General features: G+C 50.9%; 12 protein-coding genes and 2 pseudogenes. 2 read left to right on the top strand and 12 right to left on the bottom strand.

Annotated elements, in window-relative coordinates:
• Positions 1 to 13: 13 nt before the first annotated feature.
• The 10 genes and pseudogenes from bcsA to UNDYM_RS07785 form a co-directional block, all read right to left on the bottom strand.
• Positions 14 to 4,570, bottom strand: coding sequence for a UDP-forming cellulose synthase catalytic subunit (gene bcsA, locus UNDYM_RS31330; RefSeq protein ID WP_162040539.1), 4,557 nt, complete (start codon positions 4,568 to 4,570; stop codon positions 14 to 16).
• Positions 4,571 to 5,338 (bottom strand): cellulose biosynthesis protein BcsQ, encoded by a 768-nt coding sequence (bcsQ, locus tag UNDYM_RS07825; protein WP_162040538.1) that lies wholly within the window; start codon positions 5,336 to 5,338, stop codon positions 4,571 to 4,573.
• Positions 5,335 to 6,156 carry a cellulose biosynthesis protein BcsP gene (bcsP, locus tag UNDYM_RS07820; RefSeq protein WP_162040537.1) on the bottom strand — a complete coding sequence of 274 codons (822 nt, stop codon included), beginning with the start codon at positions 6,154 to 6,156 and terminating at the stop codon, positions 5,335 to 5,337. The genes bcsQ (UNDYM_RS07825) and bcsP overlap by 4 nt, the downstream gene beginning before the upstream one ends.
• Positions 6,157 to 6,197: 41 nt before the next feature.
• Positions 6,198 to 6,689 carry a cellulose biosynthesis protein BcsD gene (locus UNDYM_RS07815; RefSeq protein WP_162040536.1) on the bottom strand — a complete coding sequence of 164 codons (492 nt, stop codon included), beginning with the start codon at positions 6,687 to 6,689 and terminating at the stop codon, positions 6,198 to 6,200.
• A 339-nt stretch (positions 6,690 to 7,028) separates the two neighbouring features.
• Positions 7,029 to 7,796: a cellulose biosynthesis protein BcsQ gene (gene bcsQ / locus UNDYM_RS07810; protein ID WP_162040535.1), complete on the bottom strand. Its 768-nt coding sequence runs from the start codon at positions 7,794 to 7,796 to the stop codon at positions 7,029 to 7,031.
• A gap of 43 nt (positions 7,797 to 7,839) precedes the next feature.
• Positions 7,840 to 9,300 (bottom strand): metalloprotease TldD, encoded by a 1,461-nt coding sequence (tldD, locus tag UNDYM_RS07805; RefSeq protein WP_162040534.1) that lies wholly within the window; start codon positions 9,298 to 9,300, stop codon positions 7,840 to 7,842.
• A 172-nt stretch (positions 9,301 to 9,472) separates the two neighbouring features.
• On the bottom strand, positions 9,473 to 10,267 hold the full coding sequence (locus tag UNDYM_RS07800) for a carbon-nitrogen hydrolase family protein (protein ID WP_162040533.1): 795 nt from the start codon (positions 10,265 to 10,267) through the stop codon (positions 9,473 to 9,475).
• A gap of 62 nt (positions 10,268 to 10,329) precedes the next feature.
• Entirely contained in the window at positions 10,330 to 11,415 is a 1,086-nt protein-coding gene (locus UNDYM_RS30550; protein WP_232064108.1) for a YhdP family protein, read from the bottom strand.
• Between the two features lie 513 nt (positions 11,416 to 11,928).
• Positions 11,929 to 12,812, bottom strand: a pseudogene (locus UNDYM_RS30545) (DUF3971 domain-containing protein); the annotation flags it as partial.
• A 518-nt stretch (positions 12,813 to 13,330) separates the two neighbouring features.
• The gene (locus UNDYM_RS07785) at positions 13,331 to 14,506 is read right to left on the bottom strand and encodes an AsmA family protein (protein ID WP_162040530.1); all 1,176 of its coding nucleotides are present in this window, start codon (positions 14,504 to 14,506) and stop codon (positions 13,331 to 13,333) included.
• Between the two features lie 368 nt (positions 14,507 to 14,874).
• Here UNDYM_RS07785 and glnE point away from each other — a divergent pair.
• Positions 14,875 to 17,609: pseudogene (glnE, locus tag UNDYM_RS07780) on the top strand (bifunctional [glutamate--ammonia ligase]-adenylyl-L-tyrosine phosphorylase/[glutamate--ammonia-ligase] adenylyltransferase).
• A gap of 241 nt (positions 17,610 to 17,850) precedes the next feature.
• Positions 17,851 to 18,243, top strand: a complete 393-nt coding sequence (locus UNDYM_RS07775) for a hypothetical protein (protein ID WP_197740988.1) — start codon at positions 17,851 to 17,853, stop codon at positions 18,241 to 18,243.
• 278 nt (positions 18,244 to 18,521) lie between these two features.
• Here UNDYM_RS07775 and UNDYM_RS07770 read toward each other — a convergent pair whose 3' ends face one another.
• Positions 18,522 to 19,664 carry an OmpA family protein gene (locus UNDYM_RS07770; protein WP_162040529.1) on the bottom strand — a complete coding sequence of 381 codons (1,143 nt, stop codon included), beginning with the start codon at positions 19,662 to 19,664 and terminating at the stop codon, positions 18,522 to 18,524.
• Positions 19,665 to 19,761: 97 nt separating this feature from the next.
• Positions 19,762 to 22,581 (bottom strand): Ig-like domain-containing protein, encoded by a 2,820-nt coding sequence (locus UNDYM_RS07765; RefSeq protein WP_162040528.1) that lies wholly within the window; start codon positions 22,579 to 22,581, stop codon positions 19,762 to 19,764.
• Positions 22,582 to 22,671 lie beyond the last annotated feature (90 nt).

The following is a 22,671-nucleotide window of genomic DNA, read 5'->3' as shown; positions in this document are numbered from 1 at the left end:
CAATTCATTTCAATTATTTCTTTTTATCTTCCAGCGCCAGACGGGATGCCGCTTTCTTGCGCAAGAAACGGAAAAGCATGGTCGCAGCAATCAGTGAAGCGAGCATCAGGAAGATAATCATGATAAAAGGCTGAGTAGATAAATGCCACTTCAACCAGGTCCACCAGGGCAAGCTGCCTGAATAATAGGTTTCACCTATCTGTGCATTGGCGATGCGGTCGCCCTTGATGAGCACCAGATCACCCTGGAATTTACTGCGCAGATCAGCCTTGTTCAAACCGGTAGTCAGGTCAGCCAGGCTGGCAGAATCGCCAGAGGTCATGACAATCACGCTATGGCCGCTGGACAAGGGCGATTCAAACTGCATCATGGCACCAAAGGCATTGCCAGTCTTGGCCAGCATTTCACCGGCATGGCGTTCCATGGCGTCAAGATCGCGGCCAGCCCATCGGGTCACGAGACGCAGGAAACCTGTAGGCAATTGCAGACGATTGCCGTTTTCATCCATGCTCATGGGCATGTATTTTGACCATTGCTTGAGCAAAGGCAGATTGCCACTTGCACCTAACAGCAGGAAGTCTTTATCACTATGTTTTTCAACGTCAGCGCTACGGATCAGGGTGCTGTTCAATACCGGGTAACCTGTAGACTCACCCATGCGGCCCATGACATTGAGGAACAATTCCATCTCTTGTGCATTTGGGCGGTCTGGCATGACGATGGCGGTTTGCGCCAGGTCTGCCATGCGAGTGAACGGAAAGCCTGCATTTGCCATATATGCCAGGTTAGGCATGGCTGCATAGTGCGGCATGTTCGAGAAATCGATCGTCGAATCCGGGTCTATCGCAGAACGCACATTGTCCAGATACACATCTTTACAGGCACCTTGTTTTGGGTAATCGTAGAAGAAGTGGAACTGCAACTGGTTCTCTGCACCGATACGGAAAGTCGGCACCTGGATTTCATCCTGGGCATAACGCTGGCCATCCTTGAAGAACAGCATGACCGATTCCTTGATCTTGCCTTTTTCTACCTGTGTACCAGACAAAGGCAAGGAGCGTACAAACTCATCATTGATACCAATATTCAAAGTCGATTTATCAACGGTAGGACGTGGCGTGAAGCGATAACGCAAATCGATAGGCACGCCTTCTTTTTGCCAGGTGAACAAGTCAGGTGCAACGCGCAGGTTCACGCGTATCAGGTCAGGCGTCAGGCCATTGACTTTCAGTGCTGGGGGTGCAGCCAGCTCACCGAATTTGACAGGTCTGTCGGTAGGCAACCATTTTGGCGCATCATAAGCTTTGCGTGGATCGATTTCTTTGAGATTCTTGATCAAGGCAGATTCACCAGACATGGCCATCTGGCCCATGGTCAGTGCCTGCACGGCGATCTTGAGCTCATTGATATCACGGCCCAACACCAGCAACAACTTGGCTTTGGGGTTGGCCGGATTAGCCATGATAGCCAGGGTTGGACCAGCAATTGCCGGCAAAGTCACACCCGCTGGCGCTTCATTGGCAGTAGCAAACAATACTGCATTACCACGTGGCAGGGTATTGGCTTCGATAGGAAAACGCGCACCACGGTAAGAAGACAGGTGACCAAACCAGGACGCAACGACACCCGCATTGCGCAAGACTTCCAGTGAAGGTGTTGCTGGCAGGATGAAAGGCAGTTCCAGCAATTTGTTGTCACGCCTGTCAAAGAAAGGCGCTGGCAACATGCCCAGGTCATTTGCCAGGGTCAGCGGGGAAACTGTCAATTCCAGATTGGTGGTATGGCTGAGCTTGGCCCACAGGCTGGAGTGATAAGGGTCTTCACAATCCCGGGTGTAATGGCCTATGAGTTTAAAACTGAGTTGATTGAAGTCAGCGAAAAACCTTGGGTCGATAACGTCTTCACGCACAATGCCTTTAGAAGTTTCTTTAGGCAGAGGAACGACACTGACCAGCTCATTGTTGACCAGCACCTGTATGTGGGACAGGTCAGGCAGCAAAGCAGGTGAATAGGCTATGCCATACTTGACCTTGGCTGCTGTAATCACCTCATCGCTACGCACGGTGAAGGGGAAGGAACGCTCGCCCTCGGTGCCACGCAATTCAACACTGGAGCTGATGCCTATCATGTCCTTGAGGCTGATGTTATAGGTCTTCTGGCCACCTATTACCGATGTTGGCTGCAAATCTTCCAGGGCGATTTTTTCAACGACAGCAGGCTGAGCGCTGGCAGTGGCAGAAGCACTGGCGCTTGCATGTTTGGACTTGGCCAAGACATCTTCATGGTGTGCTATCGCAGTTACGCCACAAAGTATGGCCAGAGCCGTAGTACTGCCTTTGCGCGACAATTTTGCCCGTATACTTGTTGTGATGGTTTTCACGATGGAAGCCTCATTTATTTTATTCATATGTCCCGTTCTTTCCATGACGTATTGCTTGATACTGGTGCCAAACCGGCTGAATCCGCGCATGCTGTGATAGGCGATTTCTTTCAAACCATTCAGCGGGTGGTCGATATCCCTGTCATTTGACCAGCTGAGCCAGACGTCGGCCCGGCCTATGGTGCAATTGATCAAATCCATTTCCTGCTGTAAATCCAGTGGCATGAATTGCACACTGAGCAAATTATCCTTGAAGAACACTGTTCTGGCCGGGAATACGGATTCCCCGTTGGTGCCATACAGAGAAATCATCAAGTCTTCATCCTTGTGCATCTGAAATCCTTCCGGTACCCGGAAAGACATGCCTCCCATGGAAAAATCCTCAGTACGGCAAACTATAGAGTGACCGTTGTTCAAACGCAGGGTCGCATTCAATACTGCCCTGACCCTGTGTGTGCGCCTTACCTGTTTGGATTCTGTTGCTACGGCAAGGGTAGCACCAAGGATGACCAGGTTATAAATCGTCCACAGCATATTCAGGATGACTGTGTCCATCTCATAAGTATTCCACCACAATGCTCTGCCAAAACCGACAAAAAAACCTAATATGTTCATGCCCAACATGATCAGGTAAGGCTTGGAAATGGTCCAGTCAAAATGCTCCTGCTCGACCAGACCACCTTTGGCAGTCACGTTGAACTTACCGAGTTTGGGGTTGATCAGCGCCACCAGTGTGGGGCGGAAGATATACCATGCCAGCGTTGCCTCATACACCTCGGCCCAGAAAGAATGCCGGTGCGCGCCCTGTATGCGGGAGTTGGTCAGGTTGGCATGCAAGAGATGGGGCAAGGAATACGCCGCAATCGATAGGGCTGAAGCCTTGATGATATGCACTTCAAAAAACAGGTAAGACAGTGGTGCCAGCAAGAACACCATGCGCGGCAAGCCATAAAAGAAATGCAGCATGGCATTGCTGTAACAAAGTCGCTGGCCAAAACTGAGCCCCTTGCCTAGCAAGGGATTATCAGTACGGAAAATCTGCGCCATGCCGCGCGCCCAGCGTATGCGCTGACCAACGTGGGCAGACAGACTCTCGGTTGCCAGACCGGCTGCCTGCGGCAATGCCAGGTAGGCCGTATTGTAGCCAAGGCGCTGCATTTTCAATGCAGTGTGTGCATCTTCTGTCACGGTCTCAACTGCAATGCCGCCCACCTCTTCGAGGCAGGTGCGACGCAGGATGGCACAGGACCCACAAAAGAAAGTGGCATTCCACAGATCATTACCGTCCTGTATCAGACCATAGAATAGCTCACCTTCATTTGGCACATTGCGGAAGGTTTGCAAATTGCGCTCAAACGGATCTGGTGACAGAAAATGGTGGGGCGTCTGTACCATCGCCAGCTTGGGATCAACCAAGAACCAGCCCATCGTATATTGCAAAAACGAGCGCGTCGGCATGTGATCGCAATCGAAGATCGCGACGAAATCGCCGGTAGTACGCTTCAGGGCAGCATTGATATTACCGGCCTTCGCGTGATTATTATCAGGACGGGTAAAACATTGCACACCAACTGAAGCGGCGAATTCGGCAAAGGCAGGGCGACGACCATCGTCGAGGATAATGATATTGAGTTTGTCTTTTGGCCAGTCTATGCCCATGGCCGCCAGCACGGTAGGCTTAACCACGGCCAGGTCTTCGTTATAGCTGGGGATGAACAGATCAATGGTGGGCCAGGTCGAGGTATCTGGCGGCATCATCACTGGCTTGCGCTTCAAGGGCCAGGCGGTTTGCAAATAACCCAGCAGCAGCACCAGCCAGGCATACACCTCAGCCATGATCAGCACCAGCGCAAAGAACAGGTCAATCAGATTATCTGTGCCTATGGTGTAAGTGATGCGCCAATAGATATAGCGGCTGGTGGCACTGATGGAAAACATCACCATCACCAGTGAAATCAGCGTACCGGTATAGCGGCGCAGATACAGCGCAGTACTAAAAATGATAATCGAAAACAGTGTTTGCAGCGGCAAATCCAGCGGGATGCTGATACTGGTCCAGTACAGGAACACCGCCACCAACAGGGCAAGAAAACGCGGTGTCTTGCGCTCCCAGCCTGGCCAGTTGACCATGGCACGCCCCAGGTCGTTGAGGCGACCATAGAGATATCGGGAGTTAAGTATCGAACGCATTTAATCAACCAATCTGAAATTCGTTTGCAGCCAGGCTGTCAGCTCTTGCATGTCATGCGTAGCAGAACAATGCTGGGAATAATAGGAGACCGGTGTCTGGCAAGCCAGTGCTTCACTGACTGCCTCATCCTTATGGATGGTGACAGGTATGAAGCGCTTGCCCAGGCTGCTGCGCAACATGCCGAAGACATCGCGACTCAATTGCTTGGCGGCGTCCATCTGGTTCAGCAGATAGCAATAACCCAGAAACTCCTTGCGGTCAGCACAGTAATAATCGATCAGGGATTCTATCGATGGTATCGTTGAATAAGAAGCGGCATCTGGCTTCAACACCACCAGCGCATAATTTGCCGCGTGCAAGACCTGTTGCAGATAAATGCTGGGACCAGGTGGTGTGTCTATCAGGACCACACTGTTTTCAGGCAAATTCAGGCTAGCCAGTTTTTTTGCCAGCCATTTTGGATCGGCCTTGATTTCCTGCTCGAAAACTGCGCGCTGATCTTCATCTACGCTGCCATAAGGCAGGAAATCGACACCATAGGCGCTTTCAAACAAGACATTTGTCCAGCTATTTTCCATGGTCTCCTGTTGCGCAATACCACTGGCATCATCATGTGCCATACCAAAATGCAATCTGAGTGCGTTTTGCGGATCCAGGTCCAATATGGTGATGCGTGGACCGAGACGGGCCAGGGATGCCGCCAGATTTGCGGTAACGGTAGTTTTACCTACCCCACCCTTGGGAGAAATGACGGCAACTACCCTCATGGTTTAAATATTTTTTTAAAGAATGAATTGGTACCCGCATCGGCTGGCCTGGCCTCTTCCTGTTTGCCAGCCAGGCGACCAAAGACGGCACTGACAGGCTGGTCTTTGTCGGCCGGTTTGGTTTTCACGTTTTGACCGCGCTGTTCTTCAACATGCACATGTGCTTGTTTGACAGGCATGGCATGTGCTGCAGGTATGTTGTGTATGACAGTAGCTGGAGATACTTGCGCAGGGCTGACGTTCACAGGCTTGCGTATGCCAGTGCTTGCAGCAACGCCAGGCACAGCGTGCGCAGACGCTTCCACTTCCCGCTCGGGTGAAACCTGGGCCCTGCTGGAAAACAAGCCACTGGTAACAGACTCTTTTTTACCTGCAGTATTATGCTTTGGTGCAGTTGGTAACACTCTTGACAAAAATGGAGGTGCTACTTCGGGTTCAAGCTCTTGCTCTTCGACTGCAGCTTTTTGCATCAGCATTTGCTTCAAAGGCAATTGAGAGCTGTGCCTGATGCTTGCATGCCCCTCAGGTGCGGCTTGTGCCGCGCTGGCTTTCACCGCAGTTGCTCTGCTCGCCGCAGTTTTCACGGCTGCGGGACGGAAAGGACTGTCATTCAAATGGACTGGTGCGGCCAGCTCTTCTTCCCTGTGCTGAGCACGAGTGGGTGCCGCGGCAGGAGCCGGTCCCGCATGCAGATGCACGTCACGCAACAAGGGCCAGCGCTGCTTTGCCTGTTCACTGTCAGCATCACGATTGATTTCGCGATACGCATCAGTTGATTGCCCAAATTTCTGAAAAAGATTTTTTACGTCATCATCCATAATGTCCACCAGCTCCGGTTACTTGCAGCGTCACAATCCAATTAACGACGTGTGAAATAAGACGGCTCTTCTGACTGCTTCTTCAAATCAAATACAAATAATTGTCCATCTTCAAATACGCCAGCCCGCTGTGTCAGGCGCAAGGATTTGTCCATACCCAGGCCATCAAACCACTGCGCATAAACACCTTCCAGCAAAGCGGGAGACCATTCCAGTGCATGTTCGCCAAATGCTACTTTCAGCGGAGATGCATGATGGGCAACGACCAGTGCATCGGCTTCTTCCACCAGCTCCACCCAGCCCCAGTTCATTTCTGACCAGACCTTGTTCATGCATGCCTCCAGTGCTTGCAAGCTGCTGCCGTCATCCACGTGAAAACCGGCAGCCATGGTGCGGCCCAACTGATGCATGAAAGCGCGCAGGTCGCCAGGCTCCCCTTTGGAAGCAAACTCGGCAGAAAATGCTCCAAGGAAAGATCTCCATTGAACTGAGCACTGCTGCTCTTCGTAATAGCGAATAGAATTTGTGGACATGCTCATGACACCTTTGCGTTAACTTTTTCTCTATGGCTACTATCGTGACATGCAAATCATAGAGAGTGTTGATTCGTTGCGACTTTACCACTCGCCTTTATTGCTAGTCCAGCCTATATGAATGGTGAATTGTCAACAATTAATAATAAGACCAAGCATTTATAAAAATTTAATTATTTTGCAAACCATTTTCACAATTACTGAGCCAAAACAGCACAATTTATCGGCGTTTACACTATGCGTCACACATTACCAATGCAGGCAAGCGTGCTTACAAAAAACGGTCAGATGGTAGTAGCAGACGCGGGAAAATTTCAGCATGATCCCGCAATTGAAATATCAGCGGCCACCCAGTAAACCGGCCAGCAACCAGTCTATGATTTTTTGTATGCTTAAAGACGCAGGATTATCCGGCTTGTATTCGAGTACCGGACGCTCATAGGCGAGCGCTTCCTCGACTTGCGGACTTTCCTGGACGATGAAGGGCACCATACGTTCACCCAGCCGGTCAGCAATCAGGGCCACCACATCTTGCGCCAATTGCCGCTGCGAACCCTGGTTAACTATATAGGCGGAACCAACATCTGCCTGGCTTCTGTGCCCATAGGTCGAAATCAGTTCTTCCATCTCGGGCAGAGTTGAATACGAAGCAGCATCGGCGAGTACAACAACCAATAAAAAGTCCGCAGCGTGGATAGCCTGCTTCAGGTAAACCGAGGGCCCAGGCGGGGTGTCCAGCAAGACGATGGCATTGGCAGGCAGTTTTGCTGCCTGCAGTTTCTTGCGCAGCCAGGGTTCTTGCTGCTCAAGCACATCTTCAAAGCGCATGCGCTGCTTTTCACCGCCATTGCCAAAGGGGATGAAGTTCAAGCCAAACTGGCTGGTATAGCAGGCATCCATCAATTTGGCGCGTGCAGCTGTCAACAAGCTGATGCCGTTAGTCTCGCCTGCCTCGAGGCCACCGAGATGCCATTGCATGGCATTTTGCGGATCAAGATCGACAACAGTCACAGGAAAACCGCGCTGCGCCAGACCGACACCCAGATTAGCGGTAATCGTGGTCTTGCCGACCCCACCTTTCGCAGAGACGATGGCAATGACTAACATGTGAGCAAGCCCTGCGTGTCAATACATGGATAGCCACAGGCCATCAGGCAGTTCCCCCAACTGTCAGGCCCTCTATGCGCAGGCTGGGCTGACCCACGCCTACCGGCAGACTCTGTCCTTCCTTGCCACAGACCCCGACGCCGGAATCAAGACGCAGGTCATTGCCTATCATACTGACGTGATTTAATACTTCCGGACCATTGCCTATCAGGGTAGCGCCCTTGACCGGATAGCTGAGCTTGCCGTTTTCTATCATATATGCCTCACTGGCTGAAAATACGAACTTACCGTTCGTTATATCGACCTGACCACCGCCAAAGTTGACAGCGTAGAGACCATTTTTAACAGATGCGAGAATTTCTTCAGGATCTTTGTCACCGGCCAGCATATACGTGTTGGTCATACGCGGCATGGGCAGATGGGCAAAGGATTCACGACGGGCATTGCCTGTCACCGGCATTTTCATCAGGCGCGCATTCATGGTGTCTTGCATATAGCCTTTGAGGATACCGTCTTCTATCAGCGTCGTGCACTGGGTAGGGTTGCCCTCATCATCCATATTCAAGGAGCCACGGCGGTTCAGCATGGTGCCATCATCCACCACGGTCACGCCTTTGGCTGCGACTCGCTCACCTATGCGGCCAGAGAAAGTGCTGGAACCCTTGCGGTTGAAGTCCCCCTCCAGACCATGACCTATCGCTTCATGCAACAGTACGCCTGGCCAGCCTGGGCCAAGTACCACGGTCATGGGGCCAGCAGGGGCCGGACGCGCTTCCAGGTTGACCAGTGCTGACTTGACGGCCTCCTCTGCATATTGCTCCAGCAGTGCATCAGTGAAATACGAATAATCGTAGCGGCCACCACCACCGCTGGTGCCCACTTCACGACGTCCATTTTGTTCAGCAATGACCGTCAGTGAAACACGCACGAGAGGACGGATGTCGCCAGCGATCACACCATCGCTACGTGCCACCAGCACCACATCATATTCACCGGCCATGCTGGCCATAACTTGCACTATGCGCGGGTCCTTGGCTCTGGCGATTTTCTCGATTTTTTCCAGCAACTGGACTTTTTGATTGGCGTCCATGGAATGCAGGGGGTCATCCCGCAAGTACAGGGAGCGGTTATCCAGACCTTTAAGACTGGATGCCACCTGAATCTTGCCAGTACCCTGGCGGGCAATCGTACGGGTTGCCTTGGCTGCATCGGACAAGGCTTGCTCAGATATTTCATCAGAGTAAGAAAATGCAGTTTTATCGCCAGAGACGGCGCGTACACCTACCCCCTGGTCTATAGAGAAACTGCCAGTCTTGACTATGCCTTCTTCCAGGCTCCAGCCTTCGTTGCGGGTGAACTGGAAATACAAATCGGCATAGTCCACTTTATGAGTGAACATGCTGCCCAGCACCTTACCGAGTTTGGCTTCATCAAGGCCAAATGGGGTAAGCAAAATATCGCGTGCGATAGCGAGGTGGCTCATGGCGGGATCAAATGGGGTCATAGAATAAATTATTTACACTGCAATTAAATTAGCGCACATTACTTGCAAAATATTTGCAAAATACTGGCAACATACATGCAAAGCGCTGGCGCACACACTGACATTGTAGAGCATCTGCGGGTTTCTCTGGTCTGCTCAATCCGCTGATTGCCACCTTATCCCCGCACTAGCTTCATAACTTGCGATGGCGCAATGCTGGCAAACTTTCGCGTATGCTGGCAATCAGGCTTTCATCAATGTCGCCACTGACAATACCCTCGCCCTCTTCCAGTACATTCAAGACCTTGCCCCAAGGGTCGATCAGCATGCTATGCCCCCAGGTACGACGGCCATTCACATGCTTGCCGCCCTGGCCACAAGCCAGCACATAACACTGGTTTTCTATCGCGCGGGCACGTAACAGTATTTCCCAGTGCGCCTGACCTGTCGTATAGGTAAATGCAGCAGGCACAACGATCAGGGAGCTGGTTCCCAGCGCACGGAATAATTCAGGGAAACGCAAGTCATAGCAGATAGACAGCGCCACCTTGCCAAAACCTGCATCAAAACTGCTGACCTGGTTACCGGCGACGATAGTACGCGCCTCTTCATACGACTCTTCACCCTTGCTGAATCCAAATAAATGAATTTTGTCGTAGCGCGCAATCTGTTGCCCTTGAGGATCATAGACCAGGGTCGTATTCAAGACCTTGCCAGGTTCAGCGGCCTGCAGAGGGATGGTGCCACCGATGAGCCAGACACCCAGAGTACCCGCCATTTCGGCCATCAAGGCCTGCATGGGTCCCTGCCCTATAGGCTCGGCAATATCCACCTTATCGGTTTCCTGCAAGCCCATCAGGGGCCAGTATTCTGGCAGTAATAATAATTTCGCGCCTGAGGCTGCCGCTTCCTGCAACAGGCGTCTGGCAGTTGCCATGTTCTCTGCCAGCACGGGCGTGGATATCATTTGTATTGCTGCTATCTTCATATCACCCTCTTTTAAAAATGACGCTACCGTCACATGAGCACATGGCTCCATACTGAGCTTACTCAAGGCTTGCTTGCTGCCTTGATCGCCGACGGGCTGTCACGGCCTTCAATTTTAGTTACAGTGGGTTCTTTCCATGAACCACTGACCTTGTATTCAAACGTAAATGCCTTGCTCAATGGTTCTTTCAAAAATAACTGAGCAAGAAAGGTGCCAAGCCCGATAACCGGATTCACGGCAAGACCATATACAACCGACGCCGTACCCACATTCACTACGGGAATGACGGTCACATGCAGGTCTTGAGCTTCCCTGACGATATCTGCATTTCCCTCCAACAGCACGGTCGCGTTGACACCCAGCATCTTCAGGTTATCGGTTTTTGCCACCCCTTGCTGTATATGGGCTATCCCTGCGATGGAATCAAAGGCAAAGCCATCAGAAAACACATCACGGAAATCCAGCGTCAAACGCCGGGGCAAGGACTGCAAGCTCAGAACGCCCAGTAGTTTCGCAGCTCCTGGATCCACCTTCAAGAATTGACCACTGGCAAGCACCATCTTGACCTGGCCACTCATGCTGGGTATGTCCATTGCAAAAGGCAGGCCGTTCCATTGCACATCACCTTCTAGTTTGCCCTTGCCGCCACGCAAGACATCGGCAAAGCCCAGACGTTCCAGCAGCTTGCCTGAATTTGCTATATCCAGCACATAATTGAGCTGGGTACGCCCATCCCCGCCCTGGCTGGCCCATTTACCGGTGGCATTGAAATCAGCATCGGGATTTTTCAGTTGCAGCTTATTGATCTGCCACTCACGCCCGTTGCCCTGGCTGAGGATTTGATTAACCGCCTGCAGCTCCAGATGCCCAAGCTTTTTATTGAACAGTTCAAAGTTTTCAGCAACGATATCCAGGCCAGGAATTTGCGTTGTGGTATTTTTTCCTTCCAGCAACTCACTGACGTCGGCAGCGGCGGACTGGGGAATGATGAGATTACTCAGGCGCGCTGTGACACTGCTCAGGGATTGTCCACCTGTACCCTCATTCCAGGTCAGGTAACCGGCAACCTGGTTCGACTGTATATTGGCTTGCCAGGTTTTATTTTGACGGGAAACCCCAACGATGACATTTTCCAGCTGCTTACCCATGACATTCAATTGCGGCGTCCTGACCGCTACTGTGCTTGGTTCCAGGTAAGGCGACAAATCAACTTCGGCACTATCCCTTTCTGCGCCTGCGGTATTGGCCTGCTGGCTCGCAGATGCTGGCGACATCAGGCGTCGCCACTCGTCTATGTTCAGGGACTTGAATTCTATATTGGCATTCAAACCGCTATCCGGCTCTGGTGCAGGCGCATTGACGCCTATGCCGCCACGTACCACCTGCCAGGGCCCACTGCCCTGTTTTTGCCGCGCATATCTGGTGTTGATGGAGTTGCCAAGACTGACGCGGATTTCATCACGCAAAGTTTGCGCATCCATGCCTGCCTGTGGCAACAGCTCAAAATGCAAAGGCATGAGCTCTGCGCTGGCCTTTTTCAAGGGCGCAGGAAAATTCAGGGACATGCCCGCCATCGTTGAATCGACGATGATTTCCGGCTGCCGTTTTTTGACATGGATGCTGGCGGTGTAACGGCTGGCACCGCTGACACGGTCAGCCATTTTATCGACCATGCTGACGGGAATGATCTTGCGTATGCCATCGGCAGTGACGGTACCATCGAGTCTGACTTTAACGCTGTTATCTTTTTGCGAGCCGCCAGTAATTTGTACCGGGCCGCCAAGCGCCATGCCTCTCAGTGTCCCGAGATTGACCCCGGTTTCATTGAACTCCAGCTTGCCATTCAAGCCTGTTACCTGGGGAATACCAGGTTGTAAAACCACGTCATTATTAGCAAACTGCAAAATGCCGAGGACTTTTGACTCTATCAAATGCTGCAGGGGTAATTGCAATTTGAGCTGCAAGGCAGCAGGTGCCGAAGTCTTGGCTTCCTTGAGAAAATGCCCCAGCCAGCCACTGACCGGACTCGCCCCACATAAGCCAGCATATTTTGCAGACTGCCACTGACCGCACCATCAATACTCAGGATGGCACCATGCTGCGACAAGTCAGGAATAATCGCTTTGACCTTTTTCAGATCGACACCCAGGGTTTTGGCGGTGTCGCCAGTAATTTCCATCCTGGCTTTATCAAACACGAAACCACCCTTGATGTCATCAATCACTGGCCATAGGGGCTTGCCGTCTTCATTCAGTGCACCGGCAGAAAAATCGAGTTTGGCCCCAGCCAGACTACCCTTGATCAGGAATTCACCCTTGTGGTTTTTCTTGCCATCCGTAGTATGAAATGGGAAATGCGCCAGATCACCTCGTATGCGCACGCTGACATCATTGGCCTTGCCTTCCAGTATGGAATTCAACAGCCAGTGCCGCAAATGCTCTTCTGCTGCGGCAGGAATGTAGCGGTCAAGCTGCTTCAGGTCAAAGCCTGTAATACTGCCGGTCAAATCCACTTCGCCCGGCTGGGCATCGGCACCGTGACGCATGGACATGATGTGCTTGCCAGACAAGATGGCGCGCATGCCTTCTTGTTGCGCTTCCATTTTATGTATCTGGAAAATCAGCTTGTCCTGTTCAACAAATTGCCATTGCGCATGCATGTTCAGGCTTGAAAACGGCATCAGAGGATCAACAAAATAACTGGGCAGGCGCAAGGACAGGTTTTTGGAATCCAGCACGAAACTGCCGCCCTTGTCATTGGCCTCCAGGCTGCCTGACAGATTTTCAAACCCTGGTATGGCGGGCACTGCTGCCTTTGCCGGGGACGTGGCAGTTTTGGCTCTGGCCAGTTGCGCTGGCTGTGCCGTCATCGACAAGTCGATGAACTGTCCTTTGACACTGTAAGACGACACATCAGGATAAGTGCCCTGCCATTTGGCAGTGAAGTCCCGGAGTTGCCCTTTGGGCGCAAAGTCCAGCATCATTTGTCTTTGATCAGCAGGCAAAGGCAGATGCTCGGCGAAATTGGCCAGTGTCTGTAAATCCAGGGTCTTGGCGTACAGCTCTACCTTTTCGGGCTGGCCCTTGTCACCGGGGTAAATGTTTCCTTGATGGTGGTTGCTGGTAATTGCAAGCCCTCACGAGTACGCATGGAAAAATTGACCAGTGAGACACTATGTCCAGCCTTACCCATCAGAGCCGCGAGGAATTTATGTGCAGAAGTCTGGGTTTCGCTGGCAACGAGACGGCCACTGACCAGGGCCATGTCCAGCTCAGGCAGATCAGCCCGGAACTTGCCCAGTACATCAGCCAGACTGAGGTCTGCAGTCAGGTCTGCCAGCCTGCCCTTGTCCAGGTGCAGCCAGGCGCGTACCGAGCCATAGGCTTTCTTGACATCTGCCGGGTAGTCTATATAGGTTTTTAATGCGGCCAAGTCAGTACGACGCAGGTCGGCATACATATCGCCAGTCCATAAAGAAAAGTCTGAAATCTTTTTGGCAAAAACCGGATGCTGAAAATCACCCCGTATATCCAAAGGTGCCGACAGGCTGGCATCAGGCGTAGCCTTGAGGGCGAACCTGTGATGCCGCCACTGGTTTTGCAAGAGAAAATTCACATCCGGTAATTTCAGCTCTGCCGCATTACGCAGTTTATCTGTCCAGCGCACAGACCCCTTGCGTATCAATACTTCATGCTGAGCCAGCACCCAGTCCAGGCCCTGCCCCTTGCTCTCGGCAGCAGGATCAATATGAAAACCGCCCACATAGATTTTGCCATCCGCGTCCCTTTGTATATCGAGGGAAGGCTGATTGATGACAATACGCTTAAAACGCAAATCGGCAACTGCGAGTGTCCACCAGGACATGGTTGCCGACACTTCGGGTAAGACCAGCGCGGTGCCACCCTGCTTGTCACGCAGCACGACATTTTCCAGCGTCAGTTGTGGATTGAGGCCCTGCCAGGAGGCACGCAGACTGGCGATCTGTAATTGCCGTCCGAGAGAGTTTGAAATCACCTGTTCTATATCAGGCTTGTACCTGTCTACATTGGGCAATACGACATAGCGCAATACCAGCACCAGTATGCAGAACAGGAAATACAATGCCAATATCAGCCTGAGCGTGAAGCGCAGGCTTTTATCGCAAGTTCGCCAGGTAAAACGACAGAGCCGCCAAAAATGACCCGGCTTGTCGTCCTTGACCGCGGTGTTAGCAATGTTTTCTTGATCTGCTTGTGTCATTGCTAATGTTTAATTTATTTGTAAGTAAGACTTGCGCAAAAACCATGCACTTGCAAATCAGCAAGCCTCATTGTTCTTGCGCAAATCCTCACATGCCGGGAAACACACACAAAACAATCCCGGAATTTTTAGCATGCTGTCATCAGTTAAACAGCCATCCATCATTATCAATCAAATAATTCCCAAAACAACCAAGCTTAACCCACTCTGTCACCTGACATCAATTTTATACTCCCAAGGAGTATAAAATTATTTACTGTGGCTTGCATAGCCCCGCTAACCAATACCACCCTGCCTGGCCCTTATCGCTTAAAATCAATCACAACACTGACCAGACCGGGCAATTAAAGGCCCATCACAGCCCCATTATGACTGCCAGCACCAGCACAAACCTAGAAATTCTCCAGGCTTCCCGCTTTTTTACTCATTGCATGGAAGCAGATACCAGCCGAAATGAGCAGTTACAGCAAGTTTCTGAATTATCCTTGAGCACGGCCCATTTTGCGCAGTTTTTACAAAAAGAAATATACGAAGGTGCTTCTCTTAACAAAGCCATGCGCCGTCTGCGCAAACTGGTGGTCTGCACCCTGATCAAACGCGACCTCTGTAGCCAGGCCGACCTCAATGAAGTTATAACAACAATCAGCCTGTTTGCCGATTTCGTCGTGCAGCAGCACCTGCAGGCCCTGAATGCCGAAATGCAAGCCATGCATGGCACTCCCATAGGAGAAGAAAGTGGCAAACAACAAGCCATGATCGTGCTGGGCATGGGCAAACTTGGTGGCTATGAACTCAACGTCTCTTCCGATATCGATTTGATTTTTTGCTATGCCGAAGACGGAGAAACACAAACCACGGACTCCAGCCAGCGCAGTCTGTCAAATCATGAGTACTTCAGCCGCCTTGGCAAAAAACTCATCGCTGCCATTTCTGAAGTCACGGAAGATGGATATAGCTTCCGTGTCGATATGGCCCTGCGCCCGAATGGCGCATCTGGCCCGCTGGTCGCCAGCTTCAATATGATAGAAGAGTATTTCCTGATACAAGGGCGTGAATGGGAGCGTTATGCCTGGGTCAAGGCCAGGGCAATGACGGGCAATGACTATGATATCGCCGCTCTGGAAAAATCATCCGCCCTTTCGTCTATCGTCGTTATCTTGATTATGGCGCGATTGATTCCCTGCGCTCCATGCATGCCCAGATACGGGCAGAAGTCGTGCGCCAGGAAACCAAACATCCAGAGCGCAGCAATAACGTCAAGCTTGGACGTGGTGGCATACGAGAGGTGGAATTTCTGGCACAGGTTTTCCAACTGATACGCGGTGGCCGCGATGCCAGTCTGCGTGATCGCTCTACCCGCTTGACTCTGCAGACCCTGGCAGAAAAGGGCATCATGGATGCGCCCATCATCGAAAAACTGCTGGACTCCTACACCTTTTTGCGCAATCTCGAACATAGACTGCAATACCTGGATGACGCCCAAACCCATACCTTCCCGGCCAGGGATGAGGACCAGTTGAGGATAGCGCAGATGATGGGCTATACCAGTGTTGCCCAGCTACTGGATCAGTTGCGCCCTCACCGTGAATTCATCGCCGAGCAATTTGATGCGATCTTCCGCGACAAGGCCGAAAATAATAGTGAGAATGAACAGGGCATGCTGGCAGTCAGCCTGTCCAGCCCCGACAGCGAAGAATTGATCGCCGCACATCTGACTGGCCTGGAGTTTTCAGCGCAGGATGCTGCAGCATTCAGCCAGCGCCTGCAGGCCACCTGGCAATCACCCAAGGTGCAATCCCTGTCTGAAGCCAGCCGCATGAAACTGGTGGCACTGGTCAACAATGCCCTGAACATTATCGCCAGACAAGGCAGTAACCAATTAATGGCCTGGAACCGCCTGCTCGACTTCATGGAAGCCATTGCCCGTCGCGCGGCTTACCTCGCGCTATTGACCGAATACCCGCATGCTTTGGCAAGGGTGATACGCATGATGGCAGCATCTGACTGGGCTGCCAAGTTCCTGACCCGCCACCCTCTGCTGCTCGATGAATTGCTGGATGAATCGTCATTGCATCAGCGCCCGGACTGGTCAGCATTCCGCCTGGACTTGCAACAGCACCTGACACAGCATGCAGGCGACACTGAAAGGCAAATGGAAACCCTGCGTGAAATGCACCATGCCATGCAATTTCGCTTGCTGGCGCAAGATCTGGAAGGCCAACTCAGCGTAGAACACCTGGCTGATGAACTCTCGCAACTGGCCGACATTATCGTTGAAGCCGTGTTGCGATCCGCCTGGCAAACTATTGCTACCAGGCATAAGGCCGAGCCCAGCTTTGCTGTGATCGCCTATGGCAAACAAGGTGGCAAAGAGCTGGGCTATGCGTCTGACCTTGACGTAATCTTTTTGTATGAAGATGAAGACCAGGAGGCACCCGCCAACTATGCCAAGCTGGCACAGCGCTTCATTACCTGGATGACCTGTCATACGCCAGCAGGTATCTTATTCGATATTGATATCGCCTTGCGCCCTGATGGAGCCAGCGGCTTGCTGGTGTCCTCAGTTTCTTCCTTTGCCCGTTACCAGGAAAAATCCGCCTGGCTGTGGGAGCATCAGGCACTGACACGCGCCCGCTTTTGCGCAGGAGATGCCAGCATAGGCGCGCAGTTTGAACAAATACGCGAACAAGTCCTGCGCCAGCAAAGAGATACTGACAAACTACGTACTGAAGTCATCAGCATGCGCAAAAAAATGCATGATGCCAACGTGAATCGCAGCGACCTGTTTGACCTCAAGCAGGATGCGGGCGGCATGATAGACATAGAATTCATCGTGCAATTTCTGGTATTGAAATATGCAAACCAGTATCCTGAATTGACCGCTAACAAAGGCAATATCGCCTTATTAAAACGTTGTGGTGAACTGGGCCTGATTGACTTGCAACTGGCTAATCAGGTATCAGATGCGTATCGCCTATTCCGCAAATTGCAGCATGGCATACGGCTGCAGGGCGAAGACAGAGCCAGGGTACCGCCCATATTGTCAGAAAGTGGAGCAAACGCGACCAAGGCATTATGGTCAGACCTGTTTGGAATTCCATGAGTGATTTTTTTCATGTATATCCAGTCAGGCACATTGCTCAAATACCTCGCAACAGGTTTACATTTTTATGCAATCAGACTCTGGCATCCCTTTAACAACAACGGAAGCCAATTTCAATTGGCAGATGCAAATATTATTACATTTAGTTGCATATTTTCCGATATGATAATCCTTCGCTCTTCATTTTTATCTGCACATCAAACTCAGATTGCAATTAATAACGATCAATTGGATTATCTACATGAAAAAAATAGCAATAGCATCTGCACTTCTTTCCGCCCTCGTCCTTACAGGATGTGCCAGCGTTGGAAATGAAAGTCTTCGCAAAGAATCTGAGAGCTCGGCCAAACAAAAATTAGTTGAAGGAAAAACGACAAGAGATGAAGTGCGCGCGCTATTTGGCTCACCTATCAAAACAACTTTTACCGACGGGGGATTAGAGATATGGAACTACGAATTTACCAATGTCTCTGCTGATGCGATTAGCTATGTTCCTATCGTCAACTTATTTGGCGCGTCTGCCAGCGGCAAGAAAAAAGAACTTGTTGTGTTATTTGATCAAAATAACATACTGAAGAGATTTTCAATGAGTGAATCCGATGTTACTCAAAAGACTGGTTTATTTAACCGTTAACCCCAAATTCCTATCAAATATTTTGTGCAGGTGAGTGAAAATAGCTCTTCAACAAACAGCATCTGAAAATTTTCAAGTATTCGAACCGCCTGAGAAGATCATGCGGTTTTAATATTTTTACGGCGGACCTATTCGTTTTTACTGTCATCCTTTATTGAAGTTTCCGAGAAATGCTGAATTGCTCCTGCAATAAAATGTCGTCCAGTTTTTCTCTGGACGACACATAAAATACATTTCATAAAAAATCAGAAGAATGAGGTAATCACACTACAAATGCATCATCTGCGTGAACCAACCACTTCCACAGTCACGCGACGGTTTTTGGAACGCCCATCACTAGTCTTGTTATCAGCGATTGGCTGGGTTTCACCCTTACCTTCGGTATAGACGCGTGTTGCATCAATTCCCTTGCTAACCAGATAGGCTTTTACTGCTTCGGCACGACGGATGGATAATTTCTGATTATATGCATCGCTGCCTACAGAATCAGTGTGCCCAACAGTAATCATCACTTCGGTATTCATGCCCTGCAGTTTATTCAACAAATCATCCAGTGCCTGCTTGCCTGGTGGTTTGACGACGGATTTATCAAAGTCAAACAAGGTTTCTGCACTGAAAGTGATTTTTTCAGACACCGGTTGCGGCCTCGGTGGCGGAGGCGGACTTTGCGCAACAGTAACAGGTATGGGGTCTTGTTGCATTACAGGGACTGGTGACGCTACGTAGGCTACCGGTCTGGCATACGCTGGCTTGCCAAATTTGTAGACGAGGCTGACAGAATAAAAATCCACGTCACCACGATTATGCACGGCATCATTGACGCGGTATCTTTCTGCTTCACCGCGCATTGCCAATGCCTGCGTAAATTTATATTCCAGGCCAACGCCAACTTTGGGATTCAGTTTTTTCTCGGTAGGATTGGGATCCGTTAGGGCAAACAGGCGATTGCCGCTGAAGTGTGCATCAGCCCTGGTGTAATTTGCACCCACACGCCCAAGCAAAGAGAAGCGCTCAGTCAATGGTAGCTGTCCCACCAGATCCAGATTAAATCCGCGAAATCCCACTTCACCATTGATAACTCCTGGTGGTGTGGTCGTTGCATTGAATCCAAATTTGCCAAGATCAAAGTAGCCTGCCTCTATGGCAAAGTATCGATTCATTTGCTTGCCCATGAACAGCTTGAAGGCAGTATCACGCTCATTTGATCCGAATGTCACAGAACTTGCACCATTGTCCATGAGGCTACGTATTATTCTGTCTTTATCAATGCTTGTGTTTGCACGTCCAGCCCCCACACCCAAGTACCACGCATTGTCTGCCCATTCCTGGTTGGTCCACGGTTCATCAGCTTGCGCCAGTTGACTGGCAAGAAGTGCGCAAGCGAACAAGTTAAGTGTGAATAATTTTTTTGGCAGCGCCATAATTTTCTCCTGATGAATTTGCCGAATTTATTGAATGACTTATTGGATGTTTTATTGAAAGAGTTCATCGGGAACTCTTTCAGATATCCATCTGTGTTTAACGTGCAATCGCATTATTTTTAAGCGTCACGGCGCTGCCCGACAATACCCGGCCGTTTTGCAAGGTCGCAGTATCCCCCATCGTGATGGCTGCAGACTGCCCCATGATAGTTCCCTTGAACACGCTGTTTGCGCCAAGAGTTGTTGCTGATACAGGTACCCAGAAGACACTGGCCGCTGACGCACCACCATTTAAAGCGACGATGGAATTCGCTGTCGTGTTTAAAGTGGAGCTACTGCGAAACAGATACAGGCCGGGACCATTCATCGTAAAAGTACCGGTAATAGTGATGGCACCGGCATAGCAATACACACCAGGTGTAAAGGTCTGCCCGCCCAGATCAACACCACCAGCAGAATTAACAGTGCAGGTGCGGCTATTCGCATCAGCAATGGCAACTTGCAGGTCAGCCAACGCCGTGTTCAATATGGCACCAGATTTGTAATTGCTAAAACCTGCAGCCTGCACAGGATCAACTATCTGCGATGGTGCACCTACATCACCACTCACCAGGGTAATACCACCAGAGTTATTGGTGATTGATGCTCCAGCCAAGACGGCAAAGCTGGCTGCACTACCAAGGTTAATACTTGCCACAGGAGCGGCAGTCACGGTGAAACTCGTACTTGCTGTCTGCGCACCTTGCGTCGCTGTGATATTTGTCACACCTGCTGAAAGTGCCGTAGCTTGTCCAGTGGATGAAATACTGGCGACACTACCCACACTTGAATTCCAGCTTACTGTGCTGCTGATGTTATTGCTTGTGCCGTTTGAGTAAGTGCCGATCGCAGTAAATTGCTGCAATGATCCAACAGGTACTGAGCCATTGACTGGCGCAAGCGTAATACCCGTAATCGTGACTGCAGGTGTTACCGTCAAACTGGCACTACCCAGCTTGCCAGCAAAACTGGCAGTAATGGCGGCAGTACCACCAGACAAGCCATTGGCAACACCCGTCGCCGACACTGAAGCAACTGCAGCGTTAGCAGAAGCCCAGGTGACAGAATTGCTGATATTGAGGTTACTGCCATCTGCAAAGCTGCCGGTAGCAAGCAAACTCTGCGCACCATTGACGGCTATGCTTGGTGAAGCTGGCGTCACGGTGATGGAATTTAAAGTTGCGACAGGCAACACATTAATCGTCACTGAAGCAGATTTAGTGCCAGATATCGCCACAACTGGTGTAGTACCAGGAGAGACTGCAGCCACCAGCCCACTTGTATTCACCGTAGCAATCGTACTTGCACCAGAACTCCATGTGATGCTGTTAGTAATATTGGCGGTGCTGCCATCTGAGTAATTACCTGTTGCCACCAGATTTTGTGTCGCGCCAACAAGCATGCTTGCAGGCGGTGCGGCAATCGAAATCGAAGTCAAGGCCGGGCTGGTTACGACAGTGAGTGTGGCGGTCGCAGATTTAGCACTGAGGCTAGCCGTGATAATCGATGTACCTGTTGTCACACCAGTTGCAATACCACTAGACAATATACTTGCAACCGAACTGCTACCTGAACTCCAGGTAACCAAATTCGTGACATTGACATTGCTACTATCGGAATACGTACCAATCGCTATGAATGCCTGGGTAGAGCCTATCGCCAGATTTGCGGTGACGGGAGTGATTGCAATTGAGTTCAGGGTAACGGCAGGTACCACAGTCAATGAGGCAGAACCTGTTTTACCACCCAGCGTTGCTGTGATCAGTGCTGGGCCGGTAGCCACAGCAGTAGCAAGACCATTTGGCAAGACAGTTGCAACCAGAGGTGAACTAGTCGCCCAGGTCACACCATTGCTGATGTTTGCTGTAGTGCCGTCAGAATAACCGCCACTGGCAACAAATTGCTGGGTGCTGCCAACGGCAACATTTGCATTAGGTGGTACCACGGTAATAGTAAGCAACACAGCAGAGCTGACGTTGATGGTGGTTGTCGTGCTCATGCCATTAAACGTCGCTGTAATGACAGAGGGGCCAGTAGCGATTGCAGTCACCAGACCATTGCTGGCTGTGACAGTCGAGACTGTTGCATTGGCAGGTGTGGCAGAACTGAAACTAGTCGTCGCGGTCACATTCACACTACTGCCATCTGAATATTTGGCAGTGGAAGTCAGCTGTTGCGTCGTGCCTATTTGCATGACCGGATTAGCTGGCGTCAATGCGATGGAGAGCAAGCTCGCTGGCGTCACTGTTAGCAAGGTCGTGGCTGACCGAGCACCTGAAACTGCCGTAATGACCGATGAACCAACTGCTACACCTGTCGCCAATCCTGTGTTGCTGATCGTGGCCGATACAGGAGTTGCCGACGTAAAGCTGGAGATTGCTGTAATGTCACTGGTGGTGCCATCAGAGTAAGTTCCCATCGCCGAAAATTGCTGCTTGCCACCAACCGCTAATGATGGATTTGCGGGCAGCAGGCTGATCGATTGCAGAGATGCAGGCGACACCGTCAACGTAGCAGAGGCTAGTTTGCCACCGAAGCTGGCAGTGATAATCGCCGATCCACTCACCAGACCTTTGGCAACGCCAGTATCAACGACGACACTGGCTATCGCAGGGCTGCCAGAACTCCACACGGAAGCCGTCGTGACATCACGGGAAACACCGTCTGCAAATGTCGCCGTAGCCACAAATTGTTGCATACCGCCACTTGCTACTGTGGCTGTTGCAGGACTAACGGTGAGAGTAGAAAGAGTAGTTGATGGTAATCCCAAAATCGGATCACGGCCTTGATCACCACCGCCGCAACCGGCAATGAATGATGTGATGAGCATTGCAGAGACGCAAGCAAGCGGCCTCAGGTAGCGCTGTAGGATATTCATTTTTGCCTTTTTTTGTCAGGTGAAACCGGTGCCGAGTAATTTCGGTGTGGCCGCAATACGGTGCTTCTTTCTTATTTCAGAAAGCGACCT

Origin of the sequence: Undibacterium sp. YM2, assembly GCF_009937975.1 — a bacterium.
Lineage (GTDB): Bacteria > Pseudomonadota > Gammaproteobacteria > Burkholderiales > Burkholderiaceae_D > Undibacterium.
This window is presented reverse-complemented; position numbering and strand designations above follow the sequence as displayed.

Excerpts from the sequence above, each read along its gene's own strand:
- tldD (WP_162040534.1), bottom strand. The coding sequence starts at position 9,300 with ATGACCCCATTTGATCCCGCCATGAGCCACCTCGCTATCGCACGCGAT.
- UNDYM_RS07770 (WP_162040529.1), bottom strand. The coding sequence starts at position 19,664 with ATGGCGCTGCCAAAAAAATTATTCACACTTAACTTGTTCGCTTGCGCA.
- UNDYM_RS07800 (WP_162040533.1), bottom strand. The coding sequence starts at position 10,267 with ATGAAGATAGCAGCAATACAAATGATATCCACGCCCGTGCTGGCAGAG.
- bcsQ (WP_162040535.1), bottom strand. The coding sequence starts at position 7,796 with ATGTTAGTCATTGCCATCGTCTCTGCGAAAGGTGGGGTCGGCAAGACC.
- UNDYM_RS07765 (WP_162040528.1), bottom strand. The coding sequence starts at position 22,581 with ATGAATATCCTACAGCGCTACCTGAGGCCGCTTGCTTGCGTCTCTGCA.
- UNDYM_RS30550 (WP_232064108.1), bottom strand. The coding sequence starts at position 11,415 with ATGGGTAAGCAGCTGGAAAATGTCATCGTTGGGGTTTCCCGTCAAAAT.
- bcsQ (WP_162040538.1), bottom strand. The coding sequence starts at position 5,338 with ATGAGGGTAGTTGCCGTCATTTCTCCCAAGGGTGGGGTAGGTAAAACT.
- UNDYM_RS07815 (WP_162040536.1), bottom strand. The coding sequence starts at position 6,689 with ATGTCCACAAATTCTATTCGCTATTACGAAGAGCAGCAGTGCTCAGTT.
- bcsP (WP_162040537.1), bottom strand. The coding sequence starts at position 6,156 with ATGGATGATGACGTAAAAAATCTTTTTCAGAAATTTGGGCAATCAACT.
- UNDYM_RS07785 (WP_162040530.1), bottom strand. The coding sequence starts at position 14,506 with ATGACACAAGCAGATCAAGAAAACATTGCTAACACCGCGGTCAAGGAC.
- UNDYM_RS07775 (WP_197740988.1), top strand. The coding sequence starts at position 17,851 with ATGAAAAAAATAGCAATAGCATCTGCACTTCTTTCCGCCCTCGTCCTT.
- bcsA (WP_162040539.1), bottom strand. The coding sequence starts at position 4,570 with ATGCGTTCGATACTTAACTCCCGATATCTCTATGGTCGCCTCAACGAC.